Raw genomic sequence first — 14,293 nt, 5'->3', positions numbered from 1 at the left:
GGATATTGAAGAACATCGTCTTTTGCGGATTGAGCAGCAGAGCATTCAGTATGTTTATCAAACCGCTGTTGGAGCGGTTTTCAACTCATTATGAGATTACGGGATTGCTGGATGCCGATCCGAAACGTTTTGCCGTTTGCAAGAAGAAATTTCCCGAGCTGGCCCACGTGCCCGAGTTTAGCGAAGATGCTTTTGACGAGATGATGCGCGTGTCAAAGCCTGATATCGTCATTGTGGCAGGCAGGGACGATACGCATGTCACATATATTGTAAAAAGTCTTCAGTGGAATACAAATGTGATTACTGAAAAACCAATGGTGACAACAGTGCAGGATGCGAATCGGGTGCTTGAAGCGGAGGCCAAAAGCGAAGGAAAAGTCACCGTCGCGTTTAACTATCGCTACAGCCCGTTTCATCGGAAAATAAAAGAAATGATTCTGGACGGAAAAATAGGCAGGGTCACCTCCGTTGATTTAAATTGGTATATTGATACGTATCATGGCGCCAGCTATTTTAAACGCTGGAACAGGTCGAGACAGTTTTCCGGGGGCCTTTCTGTCCATAAATCAACACATCACTTTGATCTCGTCAATTGGTGGCTCGGGCAAAATCCGGAAGAGGTATTTGCTTATGGCGCCTTGAATTACTATGGGCCGGACAGTGAGTGGAACCCCTTGCCGGAAGAAGACGGGCGTTTTTGCGGGACGTGCCGGGTCAAAGAAAAATGCCACTACTATTCAAGGTGGCATCCCCGTTCCTCTAAAGCTTCTATAAAGGATGATCATCTCGAAGCAGGAGACCAGTCCAGCTTATATACTGCATACAGGCCTGACGCGTGTATTTTTGACGAGGAAATTGACATCGAGGATACGTACGTGGCGGCAGTCAAATATGATGGCGGCGCACTGTTAAGCTACTCGATTATTTTTTCGGCCCCGTATGAAGGCTACCGGCTGACGATCAACGGCACAAAAGGGCGTATTGAATCAAATGAATTTCACGAACCTTCCAGAATTCCGTTTGCTTTTCCTGAGCAGACAATCGATTACTATCCGCTTTTTGAATCAAAGCAGACGATACAAGTGGTCAAAAATGAAGGGGGGCATGGCGGAGGTGATCCGCTTTTGCTTGAGGATCTTTTTTTAGGAAAAGACCCGCTGCGCCGCTATGATATTTTAGCCGGGGCTGAAGCTGGAGCCTACTCCATCGCGGTTGGTGAGGGAATGTGGCGCTCGGTTGCCGAAAAGAAGCCGATCGGCATGAAAGAGCTTTTTCAGATGCAGAATGTATAATGCAAAAAAAGGAGGGGGCACCATGGAACATGATGGCTCACTGGGACGGATGCTGCGTTTTTCCGAATGGATTATGAGATTTGCGTATACAAACTTGCTGTGGCTGTTTTTTACGTTACTCGGTCTCGGCGTGTTTGGCATCATGCCCGCGACCGCGGCTTTATTCGCTGTCATGCGGAAGTGGATCCAGGGGCAGGACAACGTTCCGGTGCTCAAAACGTTTTGGCAGGAATATAAGGGTGAATTTTTTCGTTCAAATCTGCTCGGCGCTGTACTGGCGCTCATCGGAGTGATCATTTATATTGATTTGGCCTTCATCTATCCAAGTCATTTCCTTCTGCACATCCTGCGCTTCGCCATTATGATATTTGGCTTTTTGTTCGTATCCATGCTTTTTTATGTGTTTCCGCTGCTTGTCCATTTTGACTGGAAAAAACGTCTGTATGTGAAATTTTCGCTCTTGCTCAGTGTGGCGTATTTGCAATATACGCTTGCTATGCTTGCGCTGACTGTTGCTCTCTTTTTCTTGCTTGCGTACCTGCCGGGCATTGTCCCTTTTTTTAGCGTCAGCCTGATCAGCTACTGTCATATGCGCATTGTTTATGCCGTGCTGCTGAAAGTGGAGCAGCACGGCGGCGAGCCACAGAGGAAATCCCATATACGGAAAGCTTTTTATCCGGAAACGAGATAATCATCATTTCTCTATCATAACGCTGTTCCAAACGGAATAGATTGATAGAGAAAGGAGAGCGGATAAAATGCTGAAGGTAGCGGTATTTGATGAAGAGCATGAAAAAGACTTACAAACGGAAATCAATTCATTTTTAAAAGGGATATCGGAGGAGCAGCTGATTGATATCAAATATACGGTTTCGGCGGCGTGCGACCCAGACGGCGAGCAGCTTTACTGTTTTTCCGCCCTTATTTTATATCGCAAATAAAAAGATCTTCCCGCAGGCGCGGAAAGATCTTTTTGGTTAATATGCTTTTTTCACTCTAGGACTTCTCGGGGCTTTTTTGATCTCTCTTCTTTCTTTTGAGAGCGATTGATAGAGAGAGGCAATCATCAGCAGGATAACGATAGAAAACGGCAGCGCTGCCAGAATCGCTGTGTTCTGCAAAGCGGCAAGCCCTCCGGAATATAGGAGCACAGCCGCCATGGCAGACTGAATGATCCCCCAGCTGAGTTTCACAGAATTCGCCGGATTTAAAGAACCGTACGACGTCTGCATGCCCAGCACGAATGTAGCTGAATCTGCAGACGTGATAAAAAATACTGCGATCAGAATCAATGCAAGGATCGATGTCACCATTGTCAGCGGATAGTGATCAAGTGTTCCGAACAGCATCGTTTCAGTGGACAGCTTTGCTACATTGAACGTGCCTTTTTGCTGGAGATCCATGGCTGATACGCCGAAAATGGAGAACCATAGAAATGTCAAAATACAAGGTGTCACCAAGACGCCGATTAAAAATTCGCGGATCGTCCGGCCTCTGGATACACGGGCGATGAAAATGCCGACAAATGGAGACCAGGAAATCCACCATGCCCAATAGAAAATCGTCCAGCTGTTAATCCATTCGCGTTTTTCAGGATCGTTCGGTGTCAGTCTGAAGCTCATTTGAACGATATTTTGAATGTATTGTCCGATAGAATCTGTAAATGAGTTCATGATCAGCACTGTAGGCCCGACAACGAGCATAAACAACATTAACAATCCGGCCAATACCATGTTTGTGTTGCTTAAATACTTAATTCCTTTTCCGAGTCCGCTCCACGCAGAAAGTAAAAAGAGCACTGTGACAATAATGATTAAAACCAATTGGACGATAAACGCATTCGGAATGCCGAACAGGTAATTCAAACCGCCGTTAATTTGGGTTGCGCCAAGACCAAGACTAGTTGACACCCCGACAACAGTGGCGAAAACTGCAATACAGTCAATGGCCTTTCCGATCGGTCCGTTTACTTTATCCCCGAGAATCGGTGACAGTGTGCTGCTGATTAATCCGGGCGCGCCTTTGCGGAATTGAAAATAGGCAATGCATAATGCCACAATGGCATAAATGGCCCAAGCGTGCAAACCCCAGTGGAAAAACGTATAGCGGAGTGCATCTCTGAAGGCTTGGGGGGTTTCTGTTTCACCTGATGGAGAGCTAATTGCGTAATGGCTGATCGGTTCAGCCGCACCGTAGAATACTAAGCCGATTCCCATGCCTGCGCTGAACAGCATGGCAAACCATGATAATAACCCGAATTCCGGTTTTTCATCAGGCTTTCCGAGTTTGATTTTTCCGATCGGGCTGAAAATCAAAAAGAGACAAAACCCGACAAACAAAGAGACAACTAAAAGATAATACCAACCAAATGAATCGGTAATAAATGCTTGTGCCGATTGAGACACATTTTGCAGGCTGTCAGGAGAAATAACACCCCATAATACAGCTGCAGCTGTGATTGCAATCACAATCCAAAATACACTAGATATATGTTTCAACATTTCTCACCCTCTAATTTTTTGTGTACGCCTATATCTTGCTCGCAGGCTTAGTATGGTCGTACGATGGCAGCTCATTCCTCTCTTAAAATTACCCCGCAATCAGGTGAAACAAAACAAGTCTCACCCTAACATGAATGCGGGGAATGTTCAAATGTGAGTTTGGCGGCAAGAGATTTAAAGAGTAATGATTAAGAACGGGCGTATTGCCCGGCATTTAGCCCTGCAAGCCTGCCTGTGACAAGGGCGGAGGTAATGTTGTATCCGCCTGTGTAGCCGTGGATATCCAGAATTTCACCGCAAAAATAAAGCCCCTCCATTTTTTTAGAAGCCATTTTTTTCGGGTCAATTTCTTTTACAGATACCCCGCCTCCCGTGACAAATGCCTTATCAAGCGACAGTGTGCCATTTGCGAGGACAGTAAACTGCTTGCAGTCCCTTACAAATTGTCTGAAAGGATCCTTCGGCAGCTCAGAAAACGATACGTTCGGAGAGATGCCGTTTTTTTCGAGCAGGAATAGGAGATAGCGCTCCTGCATCCAAGGCTTCAGCACGTTTTTAATGGTTTTTTTCGGTGCTTCCTTCAGTTCTTTATACATCTTTTGGAAAAGCGTTTCTTCATTGATATCAGGATACAAGTCGATTCTGATCGGCACTTGAGGCTGTTTTTTCAGCTCTTTTACGACAAATTGGCTGCATCTGAGAATGGCAGGTCCTGAGAGGCCGAAATGGGTAAACAGCATGTCCATTTTATGTGTGATAATCGGTTTGCCTTTTTTATTTAACACACTGACGGCTACATCTCTTAGTGATAAGCCCTGAAGTGTTTTTTGCTTAATGAACGGTTCGCCAGAAGTGACGGGAACCTCTGTCGGGAACAGCTCTGTTATGGTATGGCCCGCGGCTTCAGCCCATTCATAGCCGTCTCCCGTGCTTCCGGTATGAGGCACGCTTTTACCGCCGACAGCGATAATGACTGCCTGGCTATGGATCATTTCGCCATTATTCGTCACAATCCCTGCTGCCTGTCCATCTTCATATAAAACAGATTTAATTTTCTCGTTCGTTCTGATTGTTACGCGGAGCTGCTTCAGCCTGTTTAACAGCGCGTCTACGACACTTTGGGCTTTGTCGGTCACAGGGAACATCCGGCCGTGATCCTCTTCCTTCAATTGAATGCCGAGGTTTTCAAAAAACTTGATAATGTCTTCATTATTAAATTCAGAAAACGCGCTGTATAAAAAACGCCCGTTGCCGGGGATGTGCTTGATAATTTCTTCCACAGGAAGGCGGTTCGTCACATTACAGCGGCCGCCCCCGGAAATCGCGAGTTTCCGTCCTAATTTATTTCCTTTATCTATCAGCAACACGCCAGCGCCCTGTTCTCCTGCTGCAATCGCAGCCATCAAGCCTGAAGGGCCTCCGCCGATTACAATTACGTCATATTGTTTCATCTTTATCATCAACTTTCTTTTCATTTCGTGTGCGGACACCCCGTCCGCAGTACTATTATAGCGAAAGAAAGCCGCTCCTTAAACGTCTTTTGCCGCGGACATGAATGTTCACAGGATTGCTTTTGTATTTATTACCGTCTAAATGCCCAGTTGTGGTAAAATAGAAAAGTTGAATCTTCGTAGAAAATGGTGATGAAGAAACATGTCAAGCAAACTGTTAAGAGGCACGTTTGTATTAACGCTCGGTACATATATATCGCGGATTCTGGGGATGGTCTATTTAATTCCCTTCAGCATTATGGTCGGGGCGACAGGCGGTGCATTATTTCAATACGGATACAACCAATACACTTTATTTTTGAATATTGCTACGATGGGCTTTCCGGCCGCTGTTTCTAAATTTGTTTCCAAATATAATTCAAAAGGGGATTATGAGACAAGCAGGAAAATGCTCAAGGCGGGCATGTCGGTTATGCTCGTCACAGGAATGATAGCCTTTTTCATTCTGTATCTATCGGCTCCGATGTTTGCGGAAATATCGCTGGGAGGCAAGGATAATAACGGCTTGACAATTGATCATGTCGTTTATGTCATCCGCATGGTCAGCTTAGCGCTTTTGGTCGTACCGATTATGAGCCTTGTTCGCGGATTCTTTCAAGGGCACCAAATGATGGGTCCGACAGCTGTTTCCCAAGTCGTTGAACAGATTGTCCGCATCATCTTTCTATTGAGTGCGACATTCTTGATTTTGAAGGTTTTCAACGGCGGCCTTGTCATCGCTGTGGGCTATGCAACCTTCGCAGCGCTGATCGGTGCCTTCGGAGGGCTGGTCGTGCTTTATATTTATTGGAACAAACGGAAGGGCAGCCTGCTGGCGATGATGCCGAATACGGGTCCGACAGCAAACCTAAGCTACAAGAAAATGTTTTTCGAGCTGTTCAGCTATGCTGCTCCGTACGTTTTTGTCGGACTAGCCATCCCTTTGTATAACTATATTGATACAAATACGTTTAACAAAGCGATGATTGAAGCCGGTCATCAAGCTATCAGCCAAGACATGCTTGCGATTCTAACCCTGTATGTTCAGAAGCTCGTGATGATCCCGGTTTCCCTAGCAACTGCTTTCGGACTGACATTAATTCCAACGATTACTGAATCGTTTACAAGCGGAAACTATAAGCTGTTAAATCAGCAGATTAATCAAACGATGCAGACGATCCTGTTTTTAATTATTCCGGCTGTTGTCGGGATCTCTCTATTGTCAGGACCGACGTATACGTTCTTTTACGGGTCAGAGAGCCTTCACCCTGAACTGGGGGCAAACATTTTGCTATGGTATTCGCCAGTCGCAATTCTGTTCTCTTTGTTTACAGTCAACGCAGCCATTCTGCAGGGCATCAATAAGCAAAAATTTGCAGTTGTCAGCCTTGTGATCGGCGTCGTGATCAAGCTTGTGCTGAATGTTCCGCTGATCAAGCTGATGCAGGCTGACGGAGCGATTTTAGCGACGGCGCTTGGATATATCGCTTCCCTTTTATATGGGTTTATCATGATTAAGCGCCATGCAGGCTATTCGTATAAGATACTTGTTAAACGAACTGTTTTGATGCTGGTCTTATCAGCCATTATGGGTATTGCCGTGAAAATCGTGCAGTGGGTATTAGGCTTCTTTATTTCCTATCAGGATGGCCAGCTGCAAGCTGCGATTGTTGTGGTGATCGCAGCCGCTGTTGGCGGAGCAGTCTACCTGTATTGCGGCTACCGATTAGGATTTTTGCAGAAAATTTTAGGCCGCCGTTTGCCAGGTTTCTTAAGGAAAGGCAGACATGCAGGCTGATGAACTAGATATGATGAAACTGAGGGCTCGCATGCTGCGGGCTTTCTTTTATAAAGGAGAGATTGGGAATGAGACTTGATAAGCTGCTTGCCAACAGCGGGTATGGTTCCAGAAAAGAAGTCAAAGCCGTTGTGAAGGCTGGAGCCGTGATGATCGACGGCAAACCTGCCAAAGATGTAAAGGCGCACGTTGATCCTGATACGCAGGAGGTGACCGTATACGGGGAACCGGTTGATTATCGAGAGTTCATTTATCTTATGATGAATAAACCGCAGGGCGTGCTGTCGGCGACTGAGGACAGCCGGCAGCAAACAGTGGTCGATCTGCTGACGCCGGAGGAGATGAGATTTGAGCCATTTCCAGCCGGCAGGCTTGATAAAGATACAGAGGGCTTTTTGCTGCTCACAAATGACGGGCAGCTCGCACATCGGCTCCTTTCTCCTAAAAAGCATGTTCCAAAAACGTATGAAGTCCATTTAAAATCACAGATTTCTCGGGAAGACATCTCCGATTTGGAAACGGGTGTCTACATAGAGGGCGGCTATAAAACAAAGCCGGCAAAAGCGGAAATCAAAACAAACGACAGTGGCAATACCGTGATATATCTGACAATTACAGAAGGAAAATACCATCAGGTCAAGCAAATGGCAAAGGCAGTCGGCAATGAAGTGGTTTACCTGAAGCGGCTTTCGATGGGACGCGTTTCCCTAGATCCCGCTCTGGCACCCGGAGAATACCGTGAGCTGACAGAGGAAGAGCTTCATTTGCTCAATGAGCCGCAAGCATGACAAAAACCCCGCATACCGAATGCGGGGTTTTATTTATAAGCACACAAAAACAAGGCTCAGCAGGTTCTTCGCCCTATTATCTATCGGGCCGCTCTCAGGCGGCCCTATGTAATTTTTCAATTTATGAGGTAATCTTTACTTTCTTTCTCGTTGTCTCCCACTTGCCACGGCTTGGACTATGAACAAGATCATTATATGCCAACACATTTAAGTCTCTTTGAATCGTTCTAGGTGTAATGCCGAATTCGTCAACCAGTTCCTGTGTTGTCACAAGACCTTTTTCTTGGATAAACATGTAAACTGATTTGATTCGAGTTAGCATACGGTTTGTTGAAGGTTTCAAAAAACCACTCCCTATCATAAGATCGGATGGACTTGACTAACCACAACTCACGACTATCAACTGCGTACGAAATAGCAACAAAGGCAGACATCTGTAATTGTTATAATAATTCGCCCTCATTATACACGATATTGCAGTGATGAATCTAGGGATAACTCCTATTAATTTTTTCCAATTCGCGTTGGGCAGCCATCCTTGTTGGATTACTATGTATTTCGGCTCAATATTATTATGGTTAAAGAAACTTTTTTTATTCTGTTTCGTAGTAAATTTTGGAGGTGGGAGAGTTTTGACAAATTTGCTTGAAGCTTCAATAGAACAGGCCGGGTATACAAGCCGAAAAAAAGTGCTCACCGATGTTTTTTTGGAAGTCAGAAAAGGGGAACTGGTTGGACTGATCGGAGCTAACGGCGCCGGAAAAAGCACCGCAATCAAGGCGATACTCGGCCTTTCAGAAGATTTTAAAGGGCATATTGCCTGGAACGACTGTTCATTTGCATATATTCCGGAGCATCCGTCCTTCTACGAAGAACTGACGCTGTGGGAGCATTTGGATCTGATCAGCACACTCCACGGCATTGAAGAGAGGGAATTTGCGCATCGGGCCCAAAGCCTGCTGCAGACGTTTTCGCTTGATCATGTCAAACATGAGCTGCCTGTCACCTTTTCGAAGGGCATGCAGCAAAAACTAATGCTTATCCAGGCCTTTCTCTCTAAGCCGGATATGTATGTGATTGATGAACCGTTTATCGGCCTTGATCCGATATCGACGAAACGCTTTGTGGACATGCTTAAGGCTGAAAAAGAACGTGGAGCCGGAATTCTTATGTGCACGCATGTACTCGATACCGCGGAAAAAATCTGTGACCGGTTTTATATGATTGAGAAAGGTTCATTATTTCTCCAAGGCACGTTAAAAGATATTCAGGACAAGACCGGATTAGAGGGGCAGTCATTGCTTGACTGTTTTTATAAGGCAGTTCAAGGTGATCGGCCATGAACGGGCGTACGCTCTTTTTTCGAAGGCTGTTTGACTATTACAAGTATCAGTTTAAAGTGTTGCATGCGGTCATTGACTGGACAGTCGCTCTCTATATTGTTTTGCCGGCGATTGCTTTTGTCATCTATCAGTATATTGATTTGATGAATGGAAGAGGTCTTCTTTATGAGTGGTCTGAAGTGGCGGAGTGGAGATGGCTGTACGCTGTGTGTGGGCTGATCATGTTTACAGGCTCGATTCGTACATTTTTAATGGAAGCGGACAAAGTGTTTTTGCTGCAAAAGAAGGAAATCATCTATCAGCTCAAACGGTACGCGCTTTTGTATTCTTTTCTGGTCACGATGGCTAAATGGCTGCTTCTCTTTTTTAGTGTCCTTCCCCTTATCAGTCATTTTGTTCACATCACATTCGCAGAAAGCACTGCTCTATTGTGTTATTTGTTTGGCCTTCATATATTCTTTTTATCCTTAAAGCAAGACAGGATCAGAAAGCCGCGCTCTATTTCGAGATGGATTGGCGATATCCTTGTCAGAGCTATTCTTTTTACTGGTTCTGCTATCCTGATTGTTTTTACTGAGCGGCATTTGATTGCGCTTTTTGGCATTTTATTTTTGCTTTTCTCAGTTATCCGCAGTTTGAAAAAGACGGCTTCGTTCACGGCTTTTGAAGCTGAGGTGACTGAAGAGAAAAAAAGCAGGCTTGCCCTTGCAGGACTTGTGATGATGATGAGTCAGGAGGCGGGAATGCCAAAAGTAAAAGACAGGATGAGAAGAAAACCGTTATTATACCGAAATTCAAAAAGGATATTTAAAAGGCGAACGATCTGCACAGGCTATAAGGAATTGTTTTTTAAAGTCATGCTGAGGAATGGCGAGTATGCGAGGCAGATGTACATGCTACTGTCAGCTTTCACCGTTCTCATATTTGTTTCCCCAATTTGGCTGAAGGTGATTGCGCTGCTGGTATACACAGGGGTTTGCCGTTATATCCTGACGCTTATTTTTGACAAGGTCATGGATGCCCCTTTTTTAATTGGCACCGATAAGGAAAGTGATGAATATTATCGGGCCAGAAAAAGCTGTATCAACATCCTGCACTATGCGTTTGCCGCCTGTTGTTTTTTAGCGGCCGCTGTCTCTTTATTGTTTACATAAAAAAACCCAAACGGCGACGTTTGGGTTTTTCTGTATGCATTATAAAATAAACAGCTGGATGAAAAACAGAATGGCGAAAACGATGACGAGCGGATGAATCTCTCTCCATTTTCCCCGCGCCGCTTTTACGATCGGATATGAAATAAAGCCAAGCGCAATTCCTGTAGAAATGCTGGATGTCAAAGGCATGGCTAGAATGACGAGAAACGCAGGAAATGCCTCGTCCATCTCTTTCCAGTTCATATTGGAAACTGAGCCCATCATCAGGCTGCCGACGATAATCAAAGCAGGCGAGGTGATGGCGGCTATACCGGACAAGGCGCTGACAAGCGGACTGAAAAACATTGAAGCCGTAAACATCACAGCCACAGTCAAAGCCGTAAGCCCCGTTCTTCCCCCGGCTGCGACACCGGCGGAAGACTCGATAAATGCAGTCGTCGGACTTGTGCCGAAAACAGCTCCTACTGTCGTCGCGGTTGAATCAGCAAGCAGCGCTTTTCGCACGTTCGGCAGCTTGTTGTTCTTCATCAGCCCGGCTTGCTCGGCAACTCCGATCATCGTGCCTGTCGTATCAAAAATGGTGACTAATAGAAAAGAAAAGACGACAGCGTACAGGCCGTGATGAATGACATCGCCAAAAGCGGTAAATGGATTTGAGATCATCAATCCTTCCGGCAAATGAGGAAGCGACATAAATCCCTTTGGAAAATGGAGCTGACCGGTGAAAAAGGCGATTAAAGCGGTAGCTGCCATTCCGATAAATAAAGCGCCGCTTACATTCAGCACCATCAGGACCACGCTGATCAAAAGGCCAACCAGCGTTAAGATAACACCAGGTGAATGCAGATTGCCGAGAGTGACCAGGTTTGACTCATCAGCTGCCACAATGCCCGCTTGACGCAAACCGATAAAAGCAATAAACAGCCCGATCCCTGTTGTGATCCCGTATTTTAAATTGTTTGGAATCGCTTCTATAAGTTGTTTTCTTAAAGGCGTTAACGATAGAATAATGAAGAGAACCCCTGCTGTAAATACTGCGCTGAAAGCTGTTGCGTACGTGATGCCGCCATCGCTTGCGCTTACGACATGAAAGGCTAAATAAGCGTTCAAGCCCATGCCGGGCGCAATAGCAATCGGATAATTTGCTGCCAGGGCCATCCACAGCGTTCCGACAATGGAGGCAATAATCGTTGCGGTGAAAACCTGGTCGAAAGGAACCCCGGCGTTAGCCAGAATGACCGGATTGACCACGACGATATAGACCATTGTGAAAAAGGTCGTCAGCCCTGCTATGATTTCTTGCTTTATGGATGTTTGCTGCTCTTTTAGATGAAACATAGTATCCTCCAATTACGAACGTTTTAACAAAACACCATTAATATTATTCGTTTTATTTGGTTTTTGCAAGTCATTTCTTGCGGAAAGGGGATCATTATGAACTGGGAAGTTGAAGTGATCAGAAAAAAAGAGGATTTAATTCGTGATACGCAGGAATTTTTGAGAATCAACAGTGTCATGGACGAAACAACCGCTGGACCCGGTAAACCGTTTGGAGAAGGGGTAAATGCCAGCCTGACTTCATTGCTGGAGCTTGGAGAAAAAGAAGGCTTTACAACAAAAAATCTTGACGGCTTCGCAGGTCATATTGAATGGGGGGAGGGCGATGACATTATCGGCGTACTTTGCCATGTTGACGTCGTGCCGCCGGGAGATGGGTGGACGAGTGATCCATTTTCAGCTGAAATCCGCAACGGACGGATTTATGCAAGGGGCGCCATTGATGACAAAGGCCCGACAATGGCGGCATTCTACGCGCTGAAAATCGTGAAAGACATGAATTTGCCCCTGTCCAAGCGAGTCAGAATGATTATCGGAACAGATGAAGAAAGCGATTGGAGATGCGTAGAGCATTATTTCAAGCATGAAGAAATGCCAACAATGGGCTTTGCGCCTGACGCCGATTTTCCAATCATTAATGCGGAAAAAGGGATCATCGATGCTTCTTTACTTATTCCGCACCGCCCAAATCAAGCAGAACCAAAGGCAGTGCTTGTCTCGTTTCAATCAGGCCTTCGTTTGAACATGGTGCCTGATGCTGCGGAAGCTGTCATTGAAGGGCCGAAAAATGAAGAGATTCTATCTTCATTTAAAGACATGCTCCGCACGACGGACCAAAAAGGGGAAGCTGCAATAGAGAACGGACAGCTCATTTTGCGTATGTACGGTCTTTCCTGCCATGCGATGGAACCGAACAATGGGATCAATGCCGGTATTTTATTGTGCGAATTTCTCCAGCAGACTGAGCTTGACGATGCAGGAAAGCGGTTTGTGCAAGTTGTGACAGATAAGTTCTCAGGTGATACAAGAGGAAAAAAACTGGACATCGACTGTGAGGATGAAATCAGCGGTGAGCTGACATTAAATGTCGGAACACTGCGCTATAAAGAAGGGCAAGGAGGCGAGCTCGGGATCAATATCCGCTATCCTGTGACAGCAGAAAGCAAAGCGATTCGCGATGCATTCGAAAGTGCATCTGAATTTGATCTGGGAGAATTCAAAGACAGCAAGCCGCATCACGTGTCCGCAGATCATCCGTTAGTCAAAACCCTGCAAAAGGTTTATGAAGGCCAGCTGGGTAAAAAAGCTGACTTAATCTCAATCGGCGGGGGGACATATGCGAGATCCTTAAAAGCCGGTGTCGCGTTCGGCCCGCTGTTCCCCGGACGCCCTGACAGCGCACACCAAAAGGATGAATATATCGAAATTGATGACCTGCTGAGATCGACAGCGTTATATGCTCAGGCCATTTACGAGCTTGCAAAATAAAAGGACCGGCTTCTGCTGAAGCCAGTCCTTTTTTTAAATAAATGACCATAAATCAGTTGATAAGTACCGTTCTCCTGTATCAGCTGTCATGCAGACCACAACTTTGTCAGGAGAGAGGCGTTTCGCTGTTTCGATTGCCGCGAAGCAGGCAGCGCCTGATGAAGGACCGACAAGAATTCCTTCTTCAGCAGCAAGCCGTCTTGTCGTCGTATACGCGTCTTCATCAGAGATTTTGATAATTTCATCATAAACGTCTTCATTTAAAATCGGCGGTATAAAGCCTGGGCTCGTTCCTACAAGTTTATGCGCGCCAGGTTTTCCGCCGGATAATACAGGCGAACCCGCTGGCTCAACAACATGAACCGTGATATCCGGAAAAAGCTCTTTGAGCGCCTCACCTGTTCCGGTAATGGTTCCGCCCGTTCCAGAGGAGGCGACAAAAGCGCCGAGCGGTTTTCCGATTTCCTCTATTGCCCGGGCGATTTCAGGCGCTGTTGTTTTCCGGTGCGCATCAGGATTAGCAGTGTTATCGAACTGCATTGGAATATAGCTGTTCGGAATTTGTTCGGCAAGCTCCTTCGCTTTTTTGATGCTGCCCGGCATTCTTTCCTCTCCGGGAGTTAATACAACCTCTGCACCGTAAGCTTTAAGTAGGTTGATCCGTTCCTTCGTCATCGTATCAGGCATCACTAAGATTGCTTTATATCCGCGTGCTGCCGCATTCATGGCGAGCCCGATTCCGGTATTTCCGCTTGTCGGCTCTATAATAACTGATCCCGGCTTGAGTAAACCGTTTTGTTCAGCTTCTATGATCATTTGATAAGCGGCTCTGTCTTTCACACTGCCGCTCGGATTGAAAAATTCAAGCTTCAAATAGACTTGTGCCGCATTTTCCGGCTGAAGCCTATTCAATCTCACTAGCGGTGTATCTCCTATCAGATCAGCTGTGTTTGCAACGATTTTCAACATTGTCATTCCTTTCTGAATAAAACAAGTGTCATATAATATCCTAACATAATAAACGTTTGTGCGAGAGTGTTTTCATACACTGTTCCTCTATCCGCACAGCCTCTTTATTGATAAAATAATAGCTGTCAAAGA

13 protein-coding genes are annotated in these 14,293 nt (G+C 45.7%); 8 read left to right on the top strand and 5 right to left on the bottom strand.

The features are described 5' to 3' along the window. Positions 1–5: 5 nt before the first annotated feature. From NST79_RS15585 to NST79_RS15575, 3 genes are all read left to right on the top strand, one after another. A complete protein-coding gene (locus NST79_RS15585) occupies positions 6–1,292 on the top strand; it encodes a Gfo/Idh/MocA family oxidoreductase (RefSeq protein ID WP_144483299.1) in 1,287 nt (428 codons plus the stop codon). A gap of 22 nt (positions 1,293–1,314) precedes the next feature. Further along, positions 1,315–1,983, top strand: a complete 669-nt coding sequence (locus NST79_RS15580; RefSeq protein WP_181217352.1) for a YesL family protein — start codon at positions 1,315–1,317, stop codon at positions 1,981–1,983. Positions 1,984–2,050: 67 nt separating this feature from the next. After that, the gene (locus NST79_RS15575) at positions 2,051–2,233 is read left to right on the top strand and encodes a sporulation protein Cse60 (RefSeq protein ID WP_003223398.1); all 183 of its coding nucleotides are present in this window, start codon (positions 2,051–2,053) and stop codon (positions 2,231–2,233) included. A 36-nt stretch (positions 2,234–2,269) separates the two neighbouring features. On the opposite strand, the gene opuD is transcribed toward NST79_RS15575, so the two are convergent. Both opuD and NST79_RS15565 read right to left on the bottom strand, forming a co-directional pair. Next, positions 2,270–3,793 carry a BCCT family transporter gene (gene opuD, locus NST79_RS15570; protein WP_212059365.1) on the bottom strand — a complete coding sequence of 508 codons (1,524 nt, stop codon included), beginning with the start codon at positions 3,791–3,793 and terminating at the stop codon, positions 2,270–2,272. Positions 3,794–3,981: 188 nt separating this feature from the next. Next, on the bottom strand, positions 3,982–5,244 hold the full coding sequence (locus NST79_RS15565) for an NAD(P)/FAD-dependent oxidoreductase (RefSeq protein WP_003229222.1): 1,263 nt from the start codon (positions 5,242–5,244) through the stop codon (positions 3,982–3,984). 202 nt (positions 5,245–5,446) lie between these two features. On the opposite strand from NST79_RS15565, the gene murJ reads away from it, so the two are divergent. Together murJ and NST79_RS15555 are read left to right on the top strand one after the other, a co-directional pair. Continuing rightward, complete coding sequence (gene murJ, locus NST79_RS15560) at positions 5,447–7,081, top strand: lipid II flippase MurJ (protein ID WP_014480588.1); 1,635 nt, start codon at positions 5,447–5,449, stop codon at positions 7,079–7,081. Positions 7,082–7,149: 68 nt separating this feature from the next. Beyond that, positions 7,150–7,869 carry a pseudouridine synthase gene (locus NST79_RS15555; RefSeq protein ID WP_017695479.1) on the top strand — a complete coding sequence of 240 codons (720 nt, stop codon included), beginning with the start codon at positions 7,150–7,152 and terminating at the stop codon, positions 7,867–7,869. Positions 7,870–7,990: 121 nt separating this feature from the next. On the opposite strand, the gene NST79_RS15550 is transcribed toward NST79_RS15555, so the two are convergent. Continuing rightward, the gene (locus tag NST79_RS15550; RefSeq protein ID WP_003152337.1) at positions 7,991–8,212 is read right to left on the bottom strand and encodes a DeoR family transcriptional regulator; all 222 of its coding nucleotides are present in this window, start codon (positions 8,210–8,212) and stop codon (positions 7,991–7,993) included. A gap of 289 nt (positions 8,213–8,501) precedes the next feature. Here NST79_RS15550 and NST79_RS15545 point away from each other — a divergent pair, with 289 nt between their 5' ends. After that, positions 8,502–9,212 (top strand): ABC transporter ATP-binding protein, encoded by a 711-nt coding sequence (locus tag NST79_RS15545; protein WP_015714539.1) that lies wholly within the window; start codon positions 8,502–8,504, stop codon positions 9,210–9,212. Then, positions 9,209–10,366, top strand: coding sequence for an ABC transporter permease (locus tag NST79_RS15540; RefSeq protein WP_212059363.1), 1,158 nt, complete (start codon positions 9,209–9,211; stop codon positions 10,364–10,366). The genes NST79_RS15545 and NST79_RS15540 overlap by 4 nt, the downstream gene beginning before the upstream one ends. A gap of 39 nt (positions 10,367–10,405) precedes the next feature. Here the strand turns inward: NST79_RS15540 and pbuO are convergent, their stop codons facing one another. Continuing rightward, positions 10,406–11,704, bottom strand: coding sequence for an NCS2 family permease (pbuO, locus tag NST79_RS15535; RefSeq protein ID WP_212059361.1), 1,299 nt, complete (start codon positions 11,702–11,704; stop codon positions 10,406–10,408). A gap of 96 nt (positions 11,705–11,800) precedes the next feature. Between pbuO and pepV the strand changes: the two genes are divergently transcribed. Next, entirely contained in the window at positions 11,801–13,192 is a 1,392-nt protein-coding gene (pepV, locus tag NST79_RS15530) for a dipeptidase PepV (RefSeq protein WP_029318264.1), read from the top strand. A 33-nt stretch (positions 13,193–13,225) separates the two neighbouring features. Here the strand turns inward: pepV and cysK are convergent, their stop codons facing one another. Then, positions 13,226–14,161: a cysteine synthase A gene (gene cysK / locus NST79_RS15525; protein ID WP_003229237.1), complete on the bottom strand. Its 936-nt coding sequence runs from the start codon at positions 14,159–14,161 to the stop codon at positions 13,226–13,228. Positions 14,162–14,293 lie beyond the last annotated feature (132 nt).

The organism is Bacillus sp. PS196 (assembly GCF_037963555.1).
GTDB classification, from domain to species: domain Bacteria; phylum Bacillota; class Bacilli; order Bacillales; family Bacillaceae; genus Bacillus; species Bacillus subtilis.
The sequence above is the reverse complement of the archived record's forward strand: the minus strand, read 5'-3'. Positions and strand labels throughout refer to the sequence as shown.